A 20,518-nucleotide genomic window follows, 5' to 3' on the forward strand; every position below is an offset into this window, starting at 1 on the left:
CTTTGTGCCCGAACATGGTCTGGCTCGCCGCTGCTTTCCCACTACCGACACACAAGCGTCGCGATGCACTCCACGTGCCTCGTGTGCGGGAACATGTCCACAGGCTGCACGCGTTCAAGTCGGTAGCCGCCCTTACGGAGCAGCGCGATGTCGCGGGCCTGCGTCAGCACGTTGCACGAGACGTACGAAACACGCTCGGGCTTCAACGCGCACACAGCCGAGAGAAACTCCGGTGTCGACCCTGCGCGCGGCGGATCCATGACCAGCGCGTCAAAGCACCCCGCCCGTCCGTTGCGCGCTGCTGCCACGAGGTACTCCGTAGCGTCTGCGCGCACAAAGCGACATCTGCCGTCGAGCCCGTTTGCCACGCAGTTGCGCCGGGCGGCAGCGACGGCGCCGGCGACCTGCTCTACGCCCACAACCTCGACATCGTTGCAACTCTTTGCGGCACATATGCCGATGGTTCCCGTGCCGCAGTATGCGTCGAGCAGACGTGTGCCGGGTGCCACGCCGGCCCCGGCGATGGCCAGGCGGTAGAGGACCTCCGTCTGCTGGGGGTTAGTTTGATAGAAGCTCGTAGGCCCAATCCCAAAGTCGCAGCCCAGCAGGCGGTCACGCATAAAGCCGCGTCCGCACAGCGTGCTGCAGCGACGGCCGAGGATTGCATTCGTTTGCCGCTCGTTGATGTTCTGCACGATGCTCGTGTGCTTGGGACACTCGTGTGCTAGGTCGTCCACAAAGCGCTCCATGCGGGGGATGCGGGGTCCGTTGGTGACAATGGTAAGGAGATGCTCTCTGCTCACCCAGCCCATGCGAATCACGGCATGGCGCAGCACGCCGGTTCCGCGGTCTTCCTGGTAAGCGGGGATGCCGCACCTCTCGGCTGTACGCGCAACGGCATTGAGTGTCTCGCGGATTCCGGGAGCCTCCACCAAGCAGGAGGCGCAGGGGACAATGCGGTGCGTTCCTGCGGAGTAGAACCCACAGCGGACCCTGCCGTGGGAGCCTGGCGCAAATGGCGTGGCAGCCTTGTAGCGATAACCGCGGGGGTCATCCATGCCACGTATCTCGTCGACATGCGCACGGTCTTCTTGAGCCGCCTGACCTAGCACCTCTTCGACCAGCGCCTGCTTGCGTTCGAGCTGGATGGGGTAGGGCACCTCAAGCCACTCGCAGCCCCCGCAAGACTTTGCGATGGGGCAGGTATAGGTGCGGTATCCCATGGGCCTCCAGCCAACGATGGTGAGCGCAAACGGTACAAAGCCAGCATACACGCCCCGGCCGCAGCAGGGGTTCCTCGGCGTTTTGAAACGTAACGCCATGAATGCGACAGAACTGCGCAGTCCCAACGAGGGACTTAAAAACCCTTGTATGTTCACCGTGTGCAGGGGTATAGTTCACTTGTGTTTTAAACGCAGGTCAAAAACTGCGCGCAAGAAGGCATTTTAGGGGCGGGTAGTAAAGGGGAGCACTCAATGCAGTCCAAGATTGCACATGCGGCCGAGCGCAAGGCATTCAGCATCGCGCTAGACCAAATCATCAAGGCGGCGTCGGGTGACGACCGCGAGAAGAATCTCGACAAGCTTATCAACATGGCCGGTAACCTGCTTAAGGATACCGCTCCCGGTGTCACGCGTGGCCTGAAGGCCGGTCTCTATCCTGGCTCCAAGTGGGAGCAGTTCCTCTGGAGCGTCATCGACGAGACCGACCCGCACGTGCTCAAGACCGTCGTTCTCAACGGAGGCTACGAGTCTGCCTTCCGCGGCCTGCGCAACACAACTGCCAACGCTGATAAGTACCAGTGCAACGTGCCTTGGATTATTATCTTTGATCCCACGAGCGCCTGCAACAAGCACTGCATCGGCTGCTGGTCGGCAGACTACGAGAAGTGGCAGAACCTTACGTACGAAGAGTGCGACAAGATTGTCACGCAGGGCTCCGAGCTTGGCTGCCACCTGTACATGATGACTGGTGGCGAGCCCCTGGTACGCAAGAAGGACGTCCTGCGCCTCGCTGAGGAGCACAACGACTGCCTCTTCAACATCTTCACCAATGCGTCCCTCATCGACCAGCCGTTCTGTGACGAGGTCAAGCGCCTGGGCAACATCGTATTCTCCATCTCGCTCGAGGGCTACGAGGACACCAACGATGCCCGTCGTGGCGAGGGCTCCTACGACGAGGTCATGCGCGCCATGGACCTTCTGCACGAGAACGGCCTGCTCTTTGGTACCTCCACTGCCTACACGCGTCTGAACACCGAGGCGGTCACCTCCGACAGGTACTTTGATCTCATTATCGGCAAGGGTGCCCGTTGGGCCTGGTACTTCCACTACATGCCCGTGGGCGAGGGCGCCAACGCCGACCTCATGCCCACCGCCGAGCAGCGCGAGTACATGCTGCACCGCATCCGCGAGGTGCGCGGCATCACCGGCGGCAAGCCCATCTTTGCGATGGACTTCCAGAACGATGGCGAGTACGTGGGGGGCTGCATCGCTGGCGGACGCGTGTTCTGCCACATCAACGCCAAGGGTGACGTGGAGCCGTGCGTCTTCATCCACTACTCCAACGCCAACATCAAGAACGAGGACCTTCTCGACTGCTTGCGCCAGCCCGTCTTCCAGGCTTACCGCGAGAACTACCCCTGGAACGACAACATGCTGCGTCCGTGTCCCATGCTCGAGAACCCCGAGATGCTGCCCAGGATCGTGCATGCAGCGGATGCGCAGTCCACGGAGTACATCTCTCCCGAGGACGTCGACCATCTGTGCGCCCGTACCACGCCCTACGCCGAGAAGTGGGCGCCCGAGGCCGAGCGCCTGTGGCTTGAGGAGCATCCCACCGGCAAGAAGATCTATGCGGACCAGATGTCTAACGAGAAGATCTCCGTCAAGGCAAAGTTAATTGCAGAGGAGGACGCTAAGGGCGAGGCAGTCGTGGGGGCCGAGGAGAAGTAGCTTTCGTCTAGAAGTGTTTGCTGAGCCCGGGCCACGAGGTTTCACGGCCCGGGCTTTTGTATGCGCTGTCTGGCAGAGGCCGCACATAACGCTGGCATCCTCCGGTGGTTGCCCTCTTGTCCAGGAGGCTTTTCTGGCCAGCCGTGGCCGCACGTTTCCCCGCCCCCACCAACGCCTGCGGCGCTTGCACCAACGCTGCCCGATGTGTACGAATGAGCCGCTGTTCGCGGGGGTAAGGTTTGAGCTGGCGCGCGGTTTGCCGCGCACTTGCAAAAGCACGGTGGCTTCGCCGTTGCGTTTTCTCTCGGCGATGCCGCCCTGGCACGCGGCTCGAGGAGGAACCATGGCTACAAAGAGCACTGAGAAGGTCAAAAACGTGGTCCTTGTGGGCCAAGGCGGCGTGGGCAAGACCATGCTGGCCGAGGCCATGCTTCACCTGACGGGAAAGACGACCCGTCTGGGCGGTCATGCCGGTACCAAGCCCACGCTTGATTACGATGCCGAGGAGGGGGAGCGCGGCTTCTCCATCTCCACCACCATTGCCCCCGTCGTCTGGGGAGACGCCCGTATCAATGTGCTCGACGCGCCCTGCTACCCGGACTTTGTTGGCGACGCCTACGCCGCCATGAGTGCATGCGAGACCGCACTCTTTGTGGTTGACGCTGCGGGTGGCGTTGGAACCGTGACCACGCGGCTGTGGTACGCGGCGGAGAACCTCTCGCTTGCGCGCGCCATTTTTGTGAACCGGTGCGACCGCCTGGACGCGGACTTTGACGTTACGCTTGAGGCCCTGCGCGAGCATTATGGCAACAACCTTGGTGTGGTTACCATCCCCATGGGCGTGGGAGGTGCGTTCTCGGGCGTCATCGATGTGGTGCACATGAAGGCGCGCCACCTCGAGGACGGAAAACCTGTAGTGGGCAACGTTCCCGCCGAGTTCCAGGCTGCCGCCGAAGATGCCCGCGCCAACCTGACCGAGCTTGTGGTTGAGGTGGACGACGAGCTCATGATGCGCTACCTCGAGGGTGGAGAGATCACGCAGGATGAACTCGAGGGGCTTCTCGGCAAGGCGATGGCCGAGAGGGCCTTTGTGCCCGTGTTCGCCGGCTCGTGCGTGCGCGAGGAGGGCCTCTTCTCGCTTATGGATGCTGTCGTTGGATGGTTCCCCACGATGGCGGACTTTGGTCGTATTCCGCTGGTCAACGGTGAGCAACTCGACATCTCGCCGGACGACGACCGCCCCGTTGTCTTTGCCTTCAAGAGCCTCAACGACCCGCAGAATGGTCGTCTCTCCTTCCTCAAGGTGCTGGCGGGAACCCTTACGCCGGGCATCGAGCTCGCCAACGCGCGTACGCGCAAGACCGAGCGCCTGGGCCATCTCTATCTCATGTGCGGCCGCGACACCGAGGAGATTCCATTCGCTGCGGCTGGCGACATTGTTGTGGTGCCCAAGCTCGAGGCCATGACGGGCGATACCCTCTCGGTGACCGGCAAGGTCGAGGCCGCCGCCTTCCGCTTTCCCAACTCCCTCTACCGCATTGCCATCGAGCCTGACAAGCGCGGTACCGAGGGCAAGCTGTATGCGTTCCTCGAGAAGGCCGCGGACGCCGACCCCACACTCAAGGTCGAGCGTGATGAGGACACCGGCCAGACGGTTATCTCGGCGATTGGCGAGGCTCAGGTGAGCGTCCTTCTCGACCGGCTGGAGGACCGTGCGGGTGTGACGGCGCATACCGTGGCGCTGCGCATCCCGTATCGCGAGACCATTCGTCGCGTTGCCTCGGCACAGGGTCGCCACAAGAAGCAGACCGGCGGCGCAGGCCAGTATGGTGACTGCTGGCTGCGCATCGAGCCTAACCCTGGTGAGGGTTACGAGTTTGTCGACGAGGTCGTGGGCGGCCACATCCCGCGCGGGTTTATTCCCGCCATCGATAAGGGCGTGCAGGAGACCATGCACGAGGGCGTGCTGGCGGGCTATCCCATGATTGACGTTAGGGCTGCGGTGTACGACGGCTCGTACCATCCCGTCGACTCCAACGAGATGGCCTTCAAGACCGCAGCGCGCATTGGTTTCCAGAAGGCCGTCGCGCAGGCCGAGCCCGTGCTGCTTGAGCCCATGGCACACCTGCGCATCACCGTGCCCGACAGCTATGCCGGCTCCGTGATGGGTGACGTCTCCGCTTCGCGTGGCCGCGTCGAGGGCATGTCTGCGGGTACTGGTGTTGCTGCTGGTGAGACTACCATTGAGGCGACCGTCCCGTACGCCGAGGTCACAGACTACGCGACGCGCCTGCGTTCGCTCTCGCGCGGTACGGGCGAGTTCGAGATGGAGCCATCGGGCTACGAGCAGGTTCCGCATGATATCCAGGCCAAGCTTGCTGCTGAGTACGCCGAGAAGCGCGCCGCTGGTGAGAAGTAGTTCGCGACGTTAGCAATGATGAGCAAGGGGCCGACCAGCTTGTCTGGTTGGCCCCTTCTCTGTTTTGACAAGCTTCCGAAGGCAGGCATCTCACAATCGTCTTCGGGGCAGTACGGAGCCAATGGTGACATAGTCTTGCACATTACTGACCGAATGCATACCGACTTTTGTCATATAGCTTGATAATGATAGGTTTTACCAGCATAAAAGAAATAAATCCCCAGACTAAAATACGTAGTAAAAAAATTATTTGATTCAATTACCGCTATAGTCTCTCTCATAAGGCGTTGATGTGTATCGGGGGGAGACATCATGGATAGTGAAGCCATTTGCGTAGGGGCCGCTTCTGCGCTTCGTTTTTGGCGTCTGACGCGCTCTGTGGGTGAGGATGCGAAGGATGATGCGGAATGGGCCTTTGGCGCGCGTTCGATTGGAAAGGCCGAGAGGGTGACGAGGGCCCGTAACCTGTGTCGCTGCGAGGGCGACGAACCGTTGGATTTGGTGGGTGGTGGAGCTTTTGAATTCTGCTACGCCGATCGTACGCGTATCCAAAAGTGGCGTGCCCCGCTTGGCACAAATCAGCTCGCTAACGTCGGGGACGGCATCTACATGTGCCGGCCAGCCGTGGCGATTGCTCAGCTGGGTAGCAGCCTCGATGCTATTGCCTTGGCCCAGGCGGCATGTGAGCTCATGGGGACATATGGTCTCGCACCTTGGACAGACGAGGGCGTAGTGTGGGACGTTGACCCCATCACAAGCATTGCGGAATGCAGCGAATACGCAGCAGCGGCTCGGGCGCTTCGCGTTCGCGGCGCTACGAACGCCTTCGAGGCGCTGTCGATTGCGGCTCCCAGCTCCAACTCTCCTCGAGAAACCGACATTGCCATCTACTTCCTGCTTGGCAGGACAAGGGGTGGGGCTGGGCTTGGCGGGTTTGCCATGAACCAGAGGATTGCCGTACCCAGAGAGTGCTGGTCCCTGGCGGGCCAGCAGGTAATAAAGCCGGATTTCTGCTGGCAGGAGGTCAAGGTGGTCTGTGAGTACGACAGCGATTTGGACCACCTCAATTCCCGGCAGAAAACCAAGGACGAGCGTCGCCGGGTAACGTTGGAAGCCATGGGCTACAAGGTAATGACGCTGACCAATGGAATCTTGCAAAGCGACGAGGCGCTCAATGCCTTTACTGCCGAGCTTGAACGGCAGCTTGGAATTCGCCGCCAGTCCATGAACGCGCGAATGTTACGTCGGCGAGGCGATTTACGTGAGCGCCTGTTCGGCGCGTTCGCGCGCTAACGACGACCTCGTTCTGACGCACCGTCCCGTTACCCGTCGGGATTCCCTCGCTGCGCTTCCATGGGGTGCGTGGGTTCCAGCTGATGCACAAAAACGCTCTATCGACGGAGTATTTCGACTCGCGTGCACAAAAACGGCCTATCGCGGGGCACTTCGTGGTACCAACATCAAGGATGCAACTATAATATTCACAATAACGAATATATATGATTTAATATACAAACACATGAAATATTAGTTCAATAGTTGATTCTGTGGTCACAATAAGACCCCGCGATAGGCCGTTTTTGTGCACGGCCACCTCAAATTCCCAGCGATAGAGCGTTTTTGTGCAGCGTACTGAAGCTGACGCCGCCAGGCGGGATTTGCGGCTGTCGGTGGCCCCAGCCAACGGGCGCGTCGATGGTCCACAACAGGGTTTTGAGACCGAGAGATTTCGACAGCTCGGGCCCGCTCGTGTGCGGGCGCGTTTCATATTAGAATTACTCCACCAGATGAATGCCGGTGCCGCGCGTCGACATGCCGAACTCTACCAAGGAGGCTGCGCATCAGCGCATGGACATAGCCTTATCGATTCTCGTCACGTTTCTGCTCACGGTTGTGAACGGGTACTTCTCGATGTCGGAGATGGCGCTTTCCACCGCCCGGAAGGTGCTGCTTGATCACGATGCCGAAGAGGGTGACGCTCGGGCAGTGACTGCGGCAGGCATGATTGAGGACCCTACACAGTTTCTTGCCGCTATCCAAGTTGCCATTACACTCGTTGGGTTCTTCTCGTCCGCGTTCGCCGCTATCAGCCTCTCCGAGCCGTTCGGTACCTGGCTATCCGGCTTTGGCATGGATCTTGGTCTCGCAAACGGCCTAGCAACGGTACTCATTACTCTCATAGTCTCGTACTTCTCCATCGTGGTGGGCGAGCTCGTGCCCAAGCGCATCGCCATGGCCGATGCCGAGGGCGTCTCCAAGCGCGTCGCGGGCTTTCTGCGTGGTTTCTCGCATGCCGTTAAGCCGCTGGTTTGGCTTACCTCTGCTAGCGCCAACGGACTCGCGCGTCTCCTGCACGTGAAGTCCACGGAGGACCGCCAAGAGGTCTCGGAGGACGAGATCAAGTACATGGTTAAGGACTCCGACGAGCTCTCCGACGAGGAGAAGTCGATGATTCACGAGGTCATCGACCTGGGTGACACCATTGCTCGCGAGGTCATGGTGCCTCGCGTGGACATGTGCGCCATGCGCGAGGACGCCACCCTGAACGAGGTCCTCTCCGTCATGCGTCGCACCGGCTTTAGCCGCATTCCCATCTATCGGGGCAACGTTGACCGCATCGCGGGTGTCGCACACATCAAGGACCTCATCTCGCCCATCATCGACGACGGCCTTGGTAACGAGAAAATCTCACGCCACATGCGCACGCCGGACTTCGTGCCCGACACAAAAGACATCATCCCGCTTCTCTCCGAGATGCAGTCGAGCCACGACCAGATGGTCATCGTGGTTGACGAGTATGGCGGTACGGCCGGTGTCATTACGATTGAGGACATCGTTGAAGAGATCGTCGGCGAAATCGAGGACGAGTTCGACCCCGACAACAAGTACCTCACCAAGCTCTCCGATCGCGAGTGGCTGGTCGACGGTCGCTTTTCGCTGGATGATGCCATCGACCTTGGCTGGCCGGTTGAGGACAACGAGGAATACGAGACCATTGCCGGCTTCATCACCGACATGGCCGACAAGCTCCCGCGTCCCGGTGACGTAATCACCAAGGACGGCTACACCTTCCGTGTGCAGTCCATGCGCGGCCGCCGTGTGGCCATGCTGCGCGTGACGGCGCCGGAGCCCGCAAGCGAGGAGGAGCCTGCTGCCAGTGACAGCCAGCCCAAGGCAGACGAGCAGGGCAAAGCCACGGCAGCTCCCGAGATACCCCCTGAGAGCCAGGGTACGTCCGCGTCCCGTCAGCCCGTCGCGACAAAAGGCGACATCGTTAAATTGCGTGAAGAGTCGCAACATAAAGACGACCCGGGCGAATCGCGCGGCAAAGAAGGGGAACAAGGCGCCTAGGGAGCGATGTTTGGCTGCGCTACGCCCGCGCTTCTTTCCGCGCTGCTGTCGGTATGTGCCGTCTGGCTACGCGCAAAAGGTTCAAACTGGGTTTTAACTACAATGGTACCTAGAACAGACCGCCATCCGCGTATGCGGGCGAAGAGAAGGGGAGCCGTACGATGGCCCAGCTCGTGCAAATCAAAGAGGTCACGGTAGGGCCGAAGGACCTCGACGCCCTCGTGGAGATTGCCCCCAATGCCCCGCTTATGACCAGCGAGGACATCGAGGCAACCGCGCGCATTGCTCGGCTCATGCCCGAGCTGGCAGATCACGTGTGCACGGGTGATGCCGGCCGACTCTTCCGCGATTCCATGGGTCACACCGAGCTCGCGCACCTGCTCGAGCACATAACGGTCGAGCTTCTCGCCCGCACAAACATCGCCGGAGACATCACCTGCGGCCGTACCTATCCCGTTGCCGACAACGAGCGCGCCTTTGACGTAGTGTTCCCGTGCCCTGACGACGTCTTGGTGACCTCGGCGCTTTCGAGTGCCGTATGGATCATGCAGTGGGCCTTCACGGGCGGTGGCGAGCCTCAGCCCGACGTCGACGCTATCGTAGGCGGCATCGTTGATCTGGTCCAAAGCGTCTCTGAGCCTGTCCAGGATGAAGAAGAGCCCACCGAGCAGGGCGTCACTCAGGAGGAGCCGCGGGAGCCGGTCGCCGAGAATGACACACTACTCGCCGAGGAGGCTCCGATTGCAGAAGAGTCGGCTGCCGCCACGGCACCTGCGCCCCCCGCAAGCCTCGAGCCCACGTCCGCATCGCCCGCCGAAAAACCCGCGCAAGATGCGTCTGCCGTGGCAAACGAGAGTCTTGGCGAGCCAGATGACGTTGCCGAGGATTCCCAGCCAGGGCCAGGGGTTTCCCAGGCCCCGGTACCCGACGACAGCGATTGGGACATGACGAACATGCCGCGTCCGCGTCCGGTGAGGTAGTTCTCTCAGGTAGGTGTTTCGCTCGCACCACGTAATGGCCAAACTTGCAGGTGGAAGCAAGAGGGTCGCATCTGCGTCCCGCAACGACAGGAGGATGTCATGAGCAAGACCGCTAGTTTCGTCCTTGGCAGCATCATCGGTGCTGCTGCAGGCGTCGTCGCTGGCATGATGCTGGCCCCTCGCCCCGGCGCGGAGAGCCGTGCCATGGCCGCCGACGCGCTAAATGACACGTGGGACTCTGCCGTTGACGCCTACGAGCGTGGCGCCCGCGGTGTCTCTGATCGTCTCGGCGACGTGCGTCCCGGCGTCGATGCAAAGACCGACGAGCTCCGTGCCAAGGTCGATCTGGCCCGCGAGCGCATGGACCAGCTCCGTGACTCGCTTTCCAATGCTGTCTCCACCACGTCCGCGCAGGTCTCCGATGCCGTGAGCACCGTGACCGACCGCGTCTCGAGCATGGCTGGCAATGCCGCGGCAGCAAACGAGTCTGCAGCACAATCCGTGCACGTCGAGGTCGTCGACAACGCCGAGAAGCCCGCAGAGTAAACGTCCTTCTCACTGTGGTTTTCACAAGGGTGTCGCTAAGGGTGCATGTTGCGGCGGGGTGCCACACGGTGCCCCGCTGCATTGCTTGATGCGCCTTCGGGCAGGGTGGCGCGATCGCTGAGAGCTCCGCACCAAAGCGGTAGGGGGGAGATGCCGTGACTAAAATCAACGACATGCAGGGAAAGAAGGTCTTCGTCACCAAGAAGGCCCGTCCCAAGAAGTCAAGAAAGAGCGAGAAGGCCTCCGTAGGGGAAAGAAGCGGAGTGCGCCTCTCCAAGCTCGGCAAGATCCGCATGGCGGTATTCGCGCCCGACGGCCACTCCATGGTGGGCTACCTGGTAGCCCGTCCCGACATCGCGGGCATGGTCAAGCGCGAGGATGCCTTTGTCGCCTTTGACTCGCTCGTCCCCTGTGAGAGGGGCTTTCGCACGGTCGACGAGGAGGGCGCCTTCGATGACAAGGCGCGTGAGCGCCTGGGTGTCGACTGGGACTCCTGCATCATGTGGGCGGGCATGGATGCTCGCACCGAGTCGGGTCGCGAGCTGGGATACGTGGGGGATGTGGAGTTCGACGAGAAGACAGGCAAGGTAATCAAGTTCCTGGTGAGCGACGGCGGCATGGCCACTGCGCTCGTGGGCTCCATCGAGATCCCGCCTAGCATGCTGGTGGGCTACTCCAAAGGCCATATGATCGTGAGGGATGAGGCTGCCAGGCTGGGGTTCAACGGCGGGCTTGCTGCTAAGGCCGGCGAAGCCACGGCAAAGGCCAAGATTCGCGGCGCAGAGCTTGGCGAGAAGGCCGGCAAAGCCACCAGCGAGGCTGTCGACAAGGGTTCGTTTGCACTGGGCAAAGCGCTTGGCAAGGCAAGGCGTGCCATAGACGATGCCCGTGCCGAGGGCGAGGAAGAGCGCGCCCGCGAGGAAGCCGAGGAGCTACGCAAGGCTGCCGAGAAGAACCAGCTCCCCACCACCGAAGCCGCTGACGTTCGCGTTTCGGAGCCTGTGGTCGCGCTCAATGCCAGCGCCGAGGAGCGAGCGGCCACGTCGTCGACGCCTAGGACCTATGCCGTAAAGAGATCCGTTGCAGGCGGCTCGGCCAAGCCAGCTGCCAAGACCGCTGCAAGGCCGGCTGCTGCCAAAGCCAAAAAGCCTGCCGCGGAACGCAAGGCCGGGGACGAGGCCGCGCGCGCCCTAGGCCGCGGCCTCAACAGCATGGGAAAGATGTTCGGCTCGTTTAAGGACGAGTTCGACAAGGCGAGCAAGTAGGGGCTGTCGTGGGCCGGCCCGCTGCGAAAACCCCACTACCACCGGTAGTCGGGTCTGCAAAGGGAGAGGAGACCAGACTTACATGAGCGTCGAGGAATTCTTCGACCGCGTCATATCGGTGAGGCTGCCAGAGGACCGTGAGTCCCTGGACATCATCGACCAGACGCTGCTTCCCGGCACCGTGAAGCGCATCAGCCTTCGTACCAAGGAGGAACTCTGGGAAGCCATCAAGAAGCTCCGCGTCCGTGGGGCACCTGCCATCGGTGTTGCCGCGGCCGAGGGCCTCGCTGTTCTCGCCAACAAGATCGATGCCTCAGACCCGCAGGAGTTCTATCGCCAGCTCAAGGAGATTTCGGACTACCTGGCATCCTCGCGTCCCACGGCTGTTAACCTCTTCTGGGCCCTCAACCGCATGGACGAGTTCTGCCGCGCCCACCTTGACCTGCCCGTTGGCCAGCTCAAGCAGGAGCTCTTCGAGGAGTCCCTCCGCATTCGCGAGGAGGACGTGCAGATTAGCCGCAGCATCGGCTCCATCGGCTTCGAGGTCATGCGGGAAGCGAGGAAGCCGGGCCGGCCTGTGGGCATCCTCACCCACTGCAATGCCGGCGCGCTGGCCACCGCAAAGTACGGCACGGCCACGGCCCCCATGTACACGGCGCTCGAGCAGGGCTGGGCCGGCACCGACATGCACGTCTACTGCGACGAGACCAGGCCGCTTCTCCAGGGCGCGCGCCTCACGTCCTTCGAGCTCTACAACGCAGGCATCACAACCACCCTCCAGTGCGACAACATGGTTTCGATGCTTATGCAACAGGGGCGCATCGACGTGGTCTTTGTTGGCTGCGACCGCGTGGCCGCCAACGGAGACGCCGCGAACAAGATTGGCACCTCGGGCGTCGCGATTCTCGCCAGGCACTATGGCGTGCCCTTTTACGTGTGCGCCCCCAGCTCGACCATCGACCACAACACTCCAACCGGCGCACAGATTCCCATCGAGATGCGCGACCCAGACGAGGTCACCGAGATGTGGTACGAGGAGCGCATGGCACCCAAGGGCGTGGACGTCTTCAACCCCGCGTTCGACGTGACCGACCACAGTCTCATCACGGGCATCATTACCGAGAACGGACTGCTTACGGCACCGTACGAGCTGTAGCCTCGGTGTCAACCGACACCGAAGGGCCCATTTTTCGCGCGCGGCCGTATCCTTTATCCGGGTGCCCCTACACACCCATCGCCTGCAGCACGAACATGATGACCGTGAGCACAATAACCACGACAATGGTGAACCACGTGAGGCCCGTCCACACGCGACCGTTCACGTACTGCCCCATCACGCGCTTGTCGCTTGCGATGAGCACCATGCACACCATGAGCACCGGCAGCAGCACGCCATTGATGACCTGCGCCAGCATCATGACGCCAAAGAGGTCAACGTTGGGGATGAGCACGATTGCCGCGGAGAGGATCGTGATGCCAGTGATGATGCCATGATACGCCGGCGCCTCGTTCCAGCTGCGGTCCACGCCGCGCTCCCAGCCAAAGGCCTCGCACACGGCGCTCGCGGTGATGCCGGGCAGCACGCACGCCGCCAGGAACGACGCGCCCGCAAGGCCGGCCGCGAAGAGCGCAGACGCATACTGGCCGGCAAGCGGTACGAGCGCCTGCGCCGCATCGGCCGCGCTGCTCACGGTGACGCCTGCCGGGTAGAGCACGGTGCCGGTCGTAAGGACGATGAACCAGGTGGTGATCTCGGCGGCAATCACGCCGGAGATGTTGTCGGCGCGCTGCCCGGGAATGTCTGAGCCCTTGAGGTTCTTCTCGACTACGTTGGAACTCACCATGAATAGCATGTACGGTGAGATGGTGGTGCCGACGTTGGCCACCAGCAGCGACACATAGCCGGGATCGTTCGAGAACTGCGGGACCACCGTGTCCCTAAGCGCCAGGCCCCAATCGGGGTTGGAGATGATGCCGCTCACGATGTAGGTGAGAAACACGCACGAGAGCGCCAGCAGAATCTTCTCGACGCGGTGGTATGACCCGCTCTGCGTGAGAAGCCAGGTGGCAATGCCCGCGATAGGTACGCTCACCTGCAGCGGAATGCCAAAGAGCTCCATGCTCGACGCGATGCCGGCAAACTCCGAGAGGGTCACGGTAAAGTTGGAGACGATGAGCGCGAGCATGGCAACGGCCGAGACGCGCACGCCAAACTGCTCGCGGATGAGCGCCGCGAATCCCTTGCCCGTGGCGCACCCCATGCGTGCGGCCGTCTCCTGCGCCACGATGAGCAGGACGCACATGAGTGGCACGGTCCAAAGCATGCCGTAGCCGTAGGTGGCACCGGTCGAGGAGTACGTAGCGATGCCGCCGGCGTCATTGCCGGCCATTGCGGTGAGAAGCCCCGGTCCCATGGCGGCGAGAATCGCAAGGCGTCCAGCCCCCCTGGCGGTCTTTGCCGTAGCGTTCTTTACCTCTGCCATGGGCGGCCTACCCCAAAACGATTCCGGTCGACCCGGTCACGGCAATGGCGATGGAAAATATCACGGCAGCGACAATCATCGAGACAACGGCAAGCGCGAAGCCCGAGGTCTCCTGGTTGCGCTTGTCTCGCGCGCGAAGGACCGAAAGGTAGATGGGCGTAAGAGCAAACGAGACAAGCATCGAGACTGCAGCCGCGCCAAAGCCAAGCCCGAGCGCGTGCGCCAGCGCGGCCCCTGACGCATCCGGTAGCGCGAGGGTCGTAAAGGCCATCACCAGAAGCGTGCAGATAAGGGCAAAGACAAAGCCGGTACCAATGCTGCGCAGGGCAAACCCCAGCGCGGATGGCGCGTCCTCATCGTCCGGGTCGTTCTCCAGGAAGAAGTTAGTGACGTAGCTCACGGAGTCGTCGGCCACAACGAGCGCGAGCGGCATTGCCGCGCAGGCGAGAAGCGCTGTGGTGAACGTGTCGTTGTCGGCCCTAAACGCAAGGGAGATGAGCGCCGTTGCGAGGACCCAGAAGAAGAACCAGGCGTTGCGGCGTAGGAGCCACACCAGGTCGTGTGCATGCTCGGTGCCATTCGCGTTGGAGCTGGCACCGCCTGCGATCTGCAGGTCCTCGGCGTGCTCCTCCTCCAAAACGTCCAGTGCGTCGTCGACGGTTACGATGCCCAGGAGCTTTCCCTCGTCCGAGACGACGGGCATGGCAAGCAGGTTATACTTGGCGATGTCCTGCGCGACGTCCTCCTGGTCGTCCTCGGGCTTCGCCGTCTTGAGTTCCTTGGTGGCAATGTCATCGAGGCGGGTGTCGGGGTCAGAGACAATGAGCCTGCCCAGCGTGACCACACCGGAGAGCTTGTCATCTTCATCGGTGAGATAGACGTAGCGCACACTCTCGAAGTCCTCGTCCAGATTGCGCAGGCGCTTGGCGGCGTCGGATACGGTCTTGCCCTCGGGAAGCGAGACGACCTTGGAGGTCATGATGCGGCCAGCGGTGCTCTCGCGGTAGCCAAGCAGCTGGCGAATGGCCTTCTCCTCATTGACGCCCATAAGCTTGAGGAGCTTCTCAGCCTTGTCGTAGTCAAGCTCCGAGACAAGCTCGGCTGCATCGTCCGGGTCCATCTCGGAAAGGATGCGCGACGCATCTGCCTCGTCCATACTGCCCATGAGCTGCGCCGCCATCTTGTCGTCGCCCAGCTCGGCCATGGCACCGGCGCGCTGCTCGTCATCCAGCTGGGCAAAGACCTGTCCGCGCAGGCGCGGGTCAAGGCGCTCGATGATGTCTGCGATGTCAGCAGGGTGCATGTTATCGAGGGTCTTGTGCGAGACCGAGAGCTTGACGTCGGAGAGGTCGCGCTCCACGAGGTCCATGTAGCTCCAGGCGATGATCTTTTCGGGCAGCTGCTTGCCGAAGGTGTGGGTGATGCGCAACGCGAGCCTCTCGATGCCGGGGGAGAGCGAACGGAGGATGCCGCGAATGCCAACCTCGGCGCCAAGGAGTCGCAGCTGGGTGGAGTTGGTATCCGAGAGCTTGAGGTCGTTTACGCGCACCACACGCATGCCGCGGGTATCGACAATCTGCTTGTTGAGAATATCGCGCGCGAGAAGGACCTCGTTGGGCTGCAGGTAGGAGAAGCGGATGTCGGTGGCGACGACCTTGAGGTGAACCTCGTGCTCGTCGTAGGTGTCGACGTACTTGCGCCAGCTGATCATGAACGGCGTGTGGCCGGGACCCATGAATGCAAGGCTGGTGACGCGAGGAAAGACTTCGCCGGTGGCGATGCCCAAGTCAGAAACGGTACCAATCTTCTCGCCGTTGAGGTCGAGAACCGGGTTTCCCAGAAGCTGGGAGAGATAAATCATGCGTGCTCCTTTTCTGCCGGCGCGTGCCAGGAAAAGACTGCACGCGTGACATATGTGGTGGAACGGCACCCCATGCGGCGGGCTGCCAGTAGCACGCCGGAGGGGTCATCGACTGTGAGGTCGGGGTTTCATGGAAGCCTTTCTCTTTGACCTTTGATGACCACGCGAGTGATACGCACCCCCGCGCACAGGCCATTGTACACGAGGGCCTGCTGCAAGGGTTCGCAGGGTTCGCTGGGTTTGCATAACAATTCGCTTATCTCCATGTTAGGGAAAATGCCACGGTGGAGAGGGGCCTTGGGACGCCGTGCCAAACGCACCGCGAGAGAAAGGCGCCGGTGGGGCAGCGTGACCCCACCGGCGCCAGAGCCCGCATTTCTCAGCGAGACTAGAACTTGACCTGCGGCGCCTGACGCGTGGCCTCGGACTGCACCTCGAAGCCCTGGCGCTCCTTAAACTTGGAGCCAGCCACAACGTTGCCAGGGAACGTCTCGATGGCATTGTTGTACTCGAGCACGCAGTCGTTGAAGCTCATGCGTGCATAGCTGATCTTGTTCTCGGTGTCAGACAGCTCGGACTGCAGCTGCTGGAAGTTGGTGTTTGCCTTGAGGTCGGGGTAGGCCTCAGAGACAGCGAAGAGCGACTTCAGCGTGTCGGAGAGCACGTTGGAGGCGGCCATCTTCTCCTCGGGCGTCCTTGCAGACATGACGGCCGAGCGCGCCTGGGTGACGGCCGCAAGCGTGCCGGACTCGTGCGCCGCATAGCCCTTGACGGTCTCGACCAGGTTGGGAATGAGGTCATTCCTGCGCTGCAGCTGCGCGTCGATGGTCTGCCAGGCGTTGTCGCAGCGGTTGTCCTTTCGGACGATGCCGTTGTAGATGCTCACAAACCAGGCAACGAGAACGACGACGATAACGATGACGATAATAGCGACGATCATGTGGAACTCCCTCCAAGCGGGCGGGCCGTAGCGGACTTCCCAAAGACGCGAGCGGCATGCGATGCGCCATGCGGGACGCACGAGGCGGAGGGGGAGGGATTCGAACCCTCGAGACGCGATGCGCCCGGCGGTTTTCAAGACCGCTGCATTCAACCACTCTGCCACCCCTCCGTGGGTGCGTGGATATATCCTAACGCATACGCTGGGCAAGTTGGGCCAACGAGTAGGTGAGAAGGGTGAGCGATGGGCCAGGCCAATCAGGACAGGACGGTTGATATCACGACGGACGATCTCCGCTTCATGCGGCTTGCCCTTGAAGAGGCCGATGCCGCTGCAAATGACGGCGAGGTACCGATAGGTGCCGTGGTGGTCTGCGACGGTCAGGTGGTCTCTCGTGCGCATAACCGTCGCGAGCAGGATGCAGACCCTGCTGCGCACGCCGAGTTTCTCGCCATGGAGGAGGCTGCCCGCGCACTGGGCCGTTGGCGGCTCTCTGGGTGCACCGTTTACGTGACGCTTGAGCCCTGCCTCATGTGCGCAGGCCTCATGGTGAATGCCCGTGTTGACCGCTGCGTGTACGGCGCGCCTGACCCCAAGGGAGGCGCGCTGGGCACGCTCTTCGACGTGAGCCGCGACGCACGGCTCAACCATGCGTTTGAGGTGACGTCGGGCGTGCTTGCGGACGAGGCGGCAGAACGGCTGCGCTCGTTCTTCCGGGCGCAGCGGAAGGGCAGGGGGTAGGTGTGGCGGTCATTCTCGGCTGCGCCGTCGGTAAGTGTAAGACGGTGCAAGTCCGTGTAAGACGGTATAAAATCGTGTGAGACAGTATAAGTTCGTGCAAGACGGTACGAAATCGTAGAGAGGCCGTGTCCCAATGAACCCCTTCAAACCCACTGCCGGCAAAATGCCGCCCATCCTTATTGGTAGGGAGTCAGTCATCCGCGACTTTGAGGAGGCCCTGAATAACGGAGCCGGGGCGCCTGGGCGACTGATGCTCATCTCTGGACAACGCGGGTTTGGCAAGACCGTCATGCTCACCGAGCTAGGCCGCATTGCGAAAAAGCACGATTGGGCCGTGGTGTCTGATACTGCATCTGATGGCCTGTGTGAGCGGCTGGTGGCTGCCCTTTCCTCGGGTGGCCCGCGGTTTGGCGGTGCCACGCTCAACCCCTCTGTGGGGGTTGGGGGAATGGTCTCTGCAAGCCTGGGCAGTATCAGCATCTCGCCCAACAGCACGGCCCTTACGCTGAGAGAGGCAATAGAAGCCAAGCTCAAGCGCATGCCAGACGGCAAGGGGGTCCTTTTCACCATCGACGAGGCGCAGGCGGCTTCGGAGGAGGACCTTGTCGCTGTGGCCACGGCCATCCAGCACGTCCTGAGAGACGAGGACATGCGCGATGTGCCAGATGCAAGGAAGCACGGTGTGGCGTTCGTGTTTGCCGCGCTGCCCTCGATGATAGACGAGGTGCTCAACAACAAGGTCCTCACCTTCTTGCGCCGCAGCCAGCAGCGGATGCTGGCAGAAGTTCCTCTCGCCGACGTTCGTGCCGCATATGTGGATGTGGTCAGGGAATCCGGCAAGCACATTAGTCAGGAGGATGCACTGGCCGCGGCGCGGGCGGCTGCTGGATACCCCTATATGGTCCAGCTCGTTGGCTACTACATGTGGCAGTCTGCAGAGCGCAGGGGCTCCTCGCTCATCGAACGATCCGATGTCGAGCGCGGGGCTGATGACGCCGTGCTAGCGTTTGGCGAAGCGGTTTGTGCGCCAATCATGGATGGGCTCACTCCAGCGCAGCGGGAGTTTGTGAAGGCGGTTGCTGCCGACTCGCCAGATCCTGCAGCCGTGGCAGACATTGCTCGCCGGTGTAACAGGAGCTCAAGCTGGGTGAGCAAATATCGGGCAAGCCTCATCAAGGAGCACGTTGTCGAGGCTGCCGGCAAGGGCTATGTGCGCCTGTCGACGCCACATATGGCGGACTACCTTCGAGGGTCCTCGTGGTAGCGGGGCCCAGCCCCGTGCCCTAGACTACCTGGAACACAAAGAAGTCCAGGTAGTGGGTCTCGGGGACACCCCAAAGGATGGGGTGGTCTGGAGCCTGCTGGCGCTCCTCAACCTGGCGCAGCTGGACGTTGGCGTCGTGCGCTGCCTCGGCGATGGCGCGGGCGAGAAGGTCGCGCGTCATGAAGTGGCTGCAGCTGCACGTTGCGAGGTAGCCACCACGCGGCAGGAGCCGCATGGCCAGTTCGTTGATCTCGCGGTAGCCGCGGGCCGCATGGACAACGGTGCCACGGCTCTTGGTGAAGGCCGGCGGGTCTAGGACGATAAGGTCGAAGGGTCCGCCCTCCTCGCGCAGGCGCTTCTTGTCAGAGGCAAGCGCTGGCAGGTACTCCAGTACATTTGCGCAGGTGAAGTCCATCTTTGGATCAAAGCCGTTGAGGCGGGCGTTCTCGCGTGCGAGGGCGATTGCCGTCTGGCTTACGTCGACCTCTCGCACGAACGCGGCACCCCCTGCCGCTGCGTTGAGGCCAAATGGGCCCACGTGGCAGAAGCAGTCAAGCACACGTCGGCCGTAGGCCAGCCTGCGCACGGCGCGCCTGTTGTACTTCTGGTCGAGAAAGAAGCCGGTCTTCTGGCTGTTCTCGAGGTCGAGGTCGTAGGCAATGCCGTTCTCGCGCGCAATCACGCGGGTGGCCTCTGGCGCGGTACAGCCGTTCTCGACCCACCAGCCCTTCTCCTGCGCGAGCCTCTCCTTGAGGCGCGATGGGGCGTCGTTTCTCTCGTAGATGCCACGGATGTCCTGGCCGTCGGTGCGCAGCACATCAAGGAGCAGCGGGTAGAGCGTGGGGCGAAGCTGCTGCATGCCAACGGTTCCCACCTGCGAGACCAGCACGTCTTCGTAGCGGTCGACAACAAGACCCGGGAAGCCGTCCGCCTCCGAGAAGAGCATGCGGCAGCAGTTGGTGTCTGGCTCGCAGCCGGGCAGCGAACACGGGCCCATGGTGGTCTTGCGATAGTCCCAGGCCCACTGGATCTTGCGGGCCCAGAACGCTTCGTCGATGCGGTCGTTGGCGTTTCGGCTCACCACGCGCACGCGGATTTTGCTCCGCTCGGAGAGAAGGCCCACTCCCTGCCAGGTGCCGTTCTCCTCGACCACGTCCACCACGTCACCGTTGTGCGTCGACCTCCCGCCTGCGCGCGACGGCTCAACACGGAGGACCTCGCCCTCGAAGACCCAGGGGTGTCCGCCGGCAAGGGCGCGTGCTGCCTTTCTTGTGATGATGACCTGCGGGTATGGGCGCTGCTGCTTCATGGGGATCCCTCTTGTGGCTTGTGGTCAGACCCGCCCATTATCCCGCAGGCTACGCCGGGCGAGAAGGGCGGGCGGATGCCTGATGGCCACCGTGGCCGAGTCGCGGTACCCTCGATTCTCCACATATCGCTGGTCGGTTATGTGGGTACAATATGAGTGCACCAGCGATGCCCGCTCCGGGTGAACGGTGAGGCGGGCAGCGCCCGGTGTTTCGATTAGAAAGCCCGGTTGCCGCCGGGCTTTCCTCATCTCCTTGCGCTATCCGTTGTGATGCTTATGCTCCTTTACCATCTCCCTCACCTCCCCGGCCACGCTGAGGGCGGATTGGGCGATGCTCGCGACAAGCGCGGGGGCTTGCAGGACTTCAAGGACGAAGCTCATGTCCATAGGCGTTGCCTCCATCTC

Annotated in this window: 16 protein-coding genes and 1 tRNA gene; 10 read left to right on the top strand and 7 right to left on the bottom strand. The window is 62.0% G+C overall.

Translation table 11 applies throughout. The annotated features are described in order from the left end of the window. Positions 1 to 41: 41 nt before the first annotated feature. Entirely contained in the window at positions 42 to 1,223 is a 1,182-nt protein-coding gene (rlmD, locus tag E0E00_RS05765) for a 23S rRNA (uracil(1939)-C(5))-methyltransferase RlmD (protein ID WP_130811539.1), read from the bottom strand. Between the two features lie 252 nt (positions 1,224 to 1,475). Between rlmD and E0E00_RS05770 the strand changes: the two genes are divergently transcribed. The 8 genes from E0E00_RS05770 (at position 1,476) to mtnA (ending at position 12,671) form a co-directional block, all read left to right on the top strand. After that, complete coding sequence (locus E0E00_RS05770; protein WP_130811540.1) at positions 1,476 to 2,954, top strand: radical SAM protein; 1,479 nt, start codon at positions 1,476 to 1,478, stop codon at positions 2,952 to 2,954. A gap of 343 nt (positions 2,955 to 3,297) precedes the next feature. After that, positions 3,298 to 5,373 (top strand): translation factor GTPase family protein, encoded by a 2,076-nt coding sequence (locus tag E0E00_RS05775; RefSeq protein ID WP_130811541.1) that lies wholly within the window; start codon positions 3,298 to 3,300, stop codon positions 5,371 to 5,373. A 312-nt stretch (positions 5,374 to 5,685) separates the two neighbouring features. After that, a complete protein-coding gene (locus tag E0E00_RS05780; protein ID WP_130811542.1) occupies positions 5,686 to 6,666 on the top strand; it encodes a DUF559 domain-containing protein in 981 nt (326 codons plus the stop codon). Positions 6,667 to 7,221: 555 nt separating this feature from the next. After that, positions 7,222 to 8,724, top strand: a complete 1,503-nt coding sequence (locus E0E00_RS05785) for a hemolysin family protein (RefSeq protein WP_130811543.1) — start codon at positions 7,222 to 7,224, stop codon at positions 8,722 to 8,724. Between the two features lie 161 nt (positions 8,725 to 8,885). Continuing rightward, positions 8,886 to 9,704, top strand: coding sequence for a hypothetical protein (locus tag E0E00_RS05790; protein WP_130811544.1), 819 nt, complete (start codon positions 8,886 to 8,888; stop codon positions 9,702 to 9,704). Between the two features lie 99 nt (positions 9,705 to 9,803). Beyond that, complete coding sequence (locus tag E0E00_RS05795; protein WP_130811545.1) at positions 9,804 to 10,250, top strand: YtxH domain-containing protein; 447 nt, start codon at positions 9,804 to 9,806, stop codon at positions 10,248 to 10,250. Positions 10,251 to 10,405: 155 nt separating this feature from the next. Then, entirely contained in the window at positions 10,406 to 11,515 is a 1,110-nt protein-coding gene (locus E0E00_RS05800) for a PRC-barrel domain-containing protein (protein WP_130811546.1), read from the top strand. A gap of 82 nt (positions 11,516 to 11,597) precedes the next feature. Next, entirely contained in the window at positions 11,598 to 12,671 is a 1,074-nt protein-coding gene (gene mtnA / locus E0E00_RS05805; protein ID WP_130811547.1) for an S-methyl-5-thioribose-1-phosphate isomerase, read from the top strand. A gap of 67 nt (positions 12,672 to 12,738) precedes the next feature. Here mtnA and E0E00_RS05810 read toward each other — a convergent pair whose 3' ends face one another. From E0E00_RS05810 to E0E00_RS05825, 4 genes are all read right to left on the bottom strand, one after another. Further along, positions 12,739 to 13,998: an Nramp family divalent metal transporter gene (locus tag E0E00_RS05810; protein WP_130811548.1), complete on the bottom strand. Its 1,260-nt coding sequence runs from the start codon at positions 13,996 to 13,998 to the stop codon at positions 12,739 to 12,741. Between the two features lie 7 nt (positions 13,999 to 14,005). Further along, positions 14,006 to 15,859, bottom strand: coding sequence for a magnesium transporter (locus E0E00_RS05815; protein WP_130811549.1), 1,854 nt, complete (start codon positions 15,857 to 15,859; stop codon positions 14,006 to 14,008). 388 nt (positions 15,860 to 16,247) lie between these two features. Next, entirely contained in the window at positions 16,248 to 16,799 is a 552-nt protein-coding gene (locus tag E0E00_RS05820; RefSeq protein WP_130811550.1) for a LemA family protein, read from the bottom strand. An 85-nt stretch (positions 16,800 to 16,884) separates the two neighbouring features. Continuing rightward, positions 16,885 to 16,970: transfer RNA gene (locus E0E00_RS05825), tRNA-Ser, on the bottom strand. A 72-nt stretch (positions 16,971 to 17,042) separates the two neighbouring features. On the opposite strand from E0E00_RS05825, the gene tadA reads away from it, so the two are divergent. Next, positions 17,043 to 17,540, top strand: coding sequence for a tRNA adenosine(34) deaminase TadA (gene tadA, locus E0E00_RS05830; protein WP_130811551.1), 498 nt, complete (start codon positions 17,043 to 17,045; stop codon positions 17,538 to 17,540). A 133-nt stretch (positions 17,541 to 17,673) separates the two neighbouring features. After that, the gene (locus E0E00_RS05835; protein WP_130811552.1) at positions 17,674 to 18,804 is read left to right on the top strand and encodes an ATP-binding protein; all 1,131 of its coding nucleotides are present in this window, start codon (positions 17,674 to 17,676) and stop codon (positions 18,802 to 18,804) included. A 19-nt stretch (positions 18,805 to 18,823) separates the two neighbouring features. Here the strand turns inward: E0E00_RS05835 and E0E00_RS05840 are convergent, their stop codons facing one another. Further along, on the bottom strand, positions 18,824 to 20,113 hold the full coding sequence (locus tag E0E00_RS05840) for a class I SAM-dependent rRNA methyltransferase (RefSeq protein ID WP_130811553.1): 1,290 nt from the start codon (positions 20,111 to 20,113) through the stop codon (positions 18,824 to 18,826). Between the two features lie 258 nt (positions 20,114 to 20,371). Beyond that, a complete protein-coding gene (locus E0E00_RS15175) occupies positions 20,372 to 20,500 on the bottom strand; it encodes a hypothetical protein (protein WP_256386406.1) in 129 nt (42 codons plus the stop codon). Positions 20,501 to 20,518 lie beyond the last annotated feature (18 nt).

Source organism: Olsenella sp. Marseille-P4559 (assembly GCF_900605015.1).
GTDB lineage: Bacteria > Actinomycetota > Coriobacteriia > Coriobacteriales > Atopobiaceae > Tractidigestivibacter.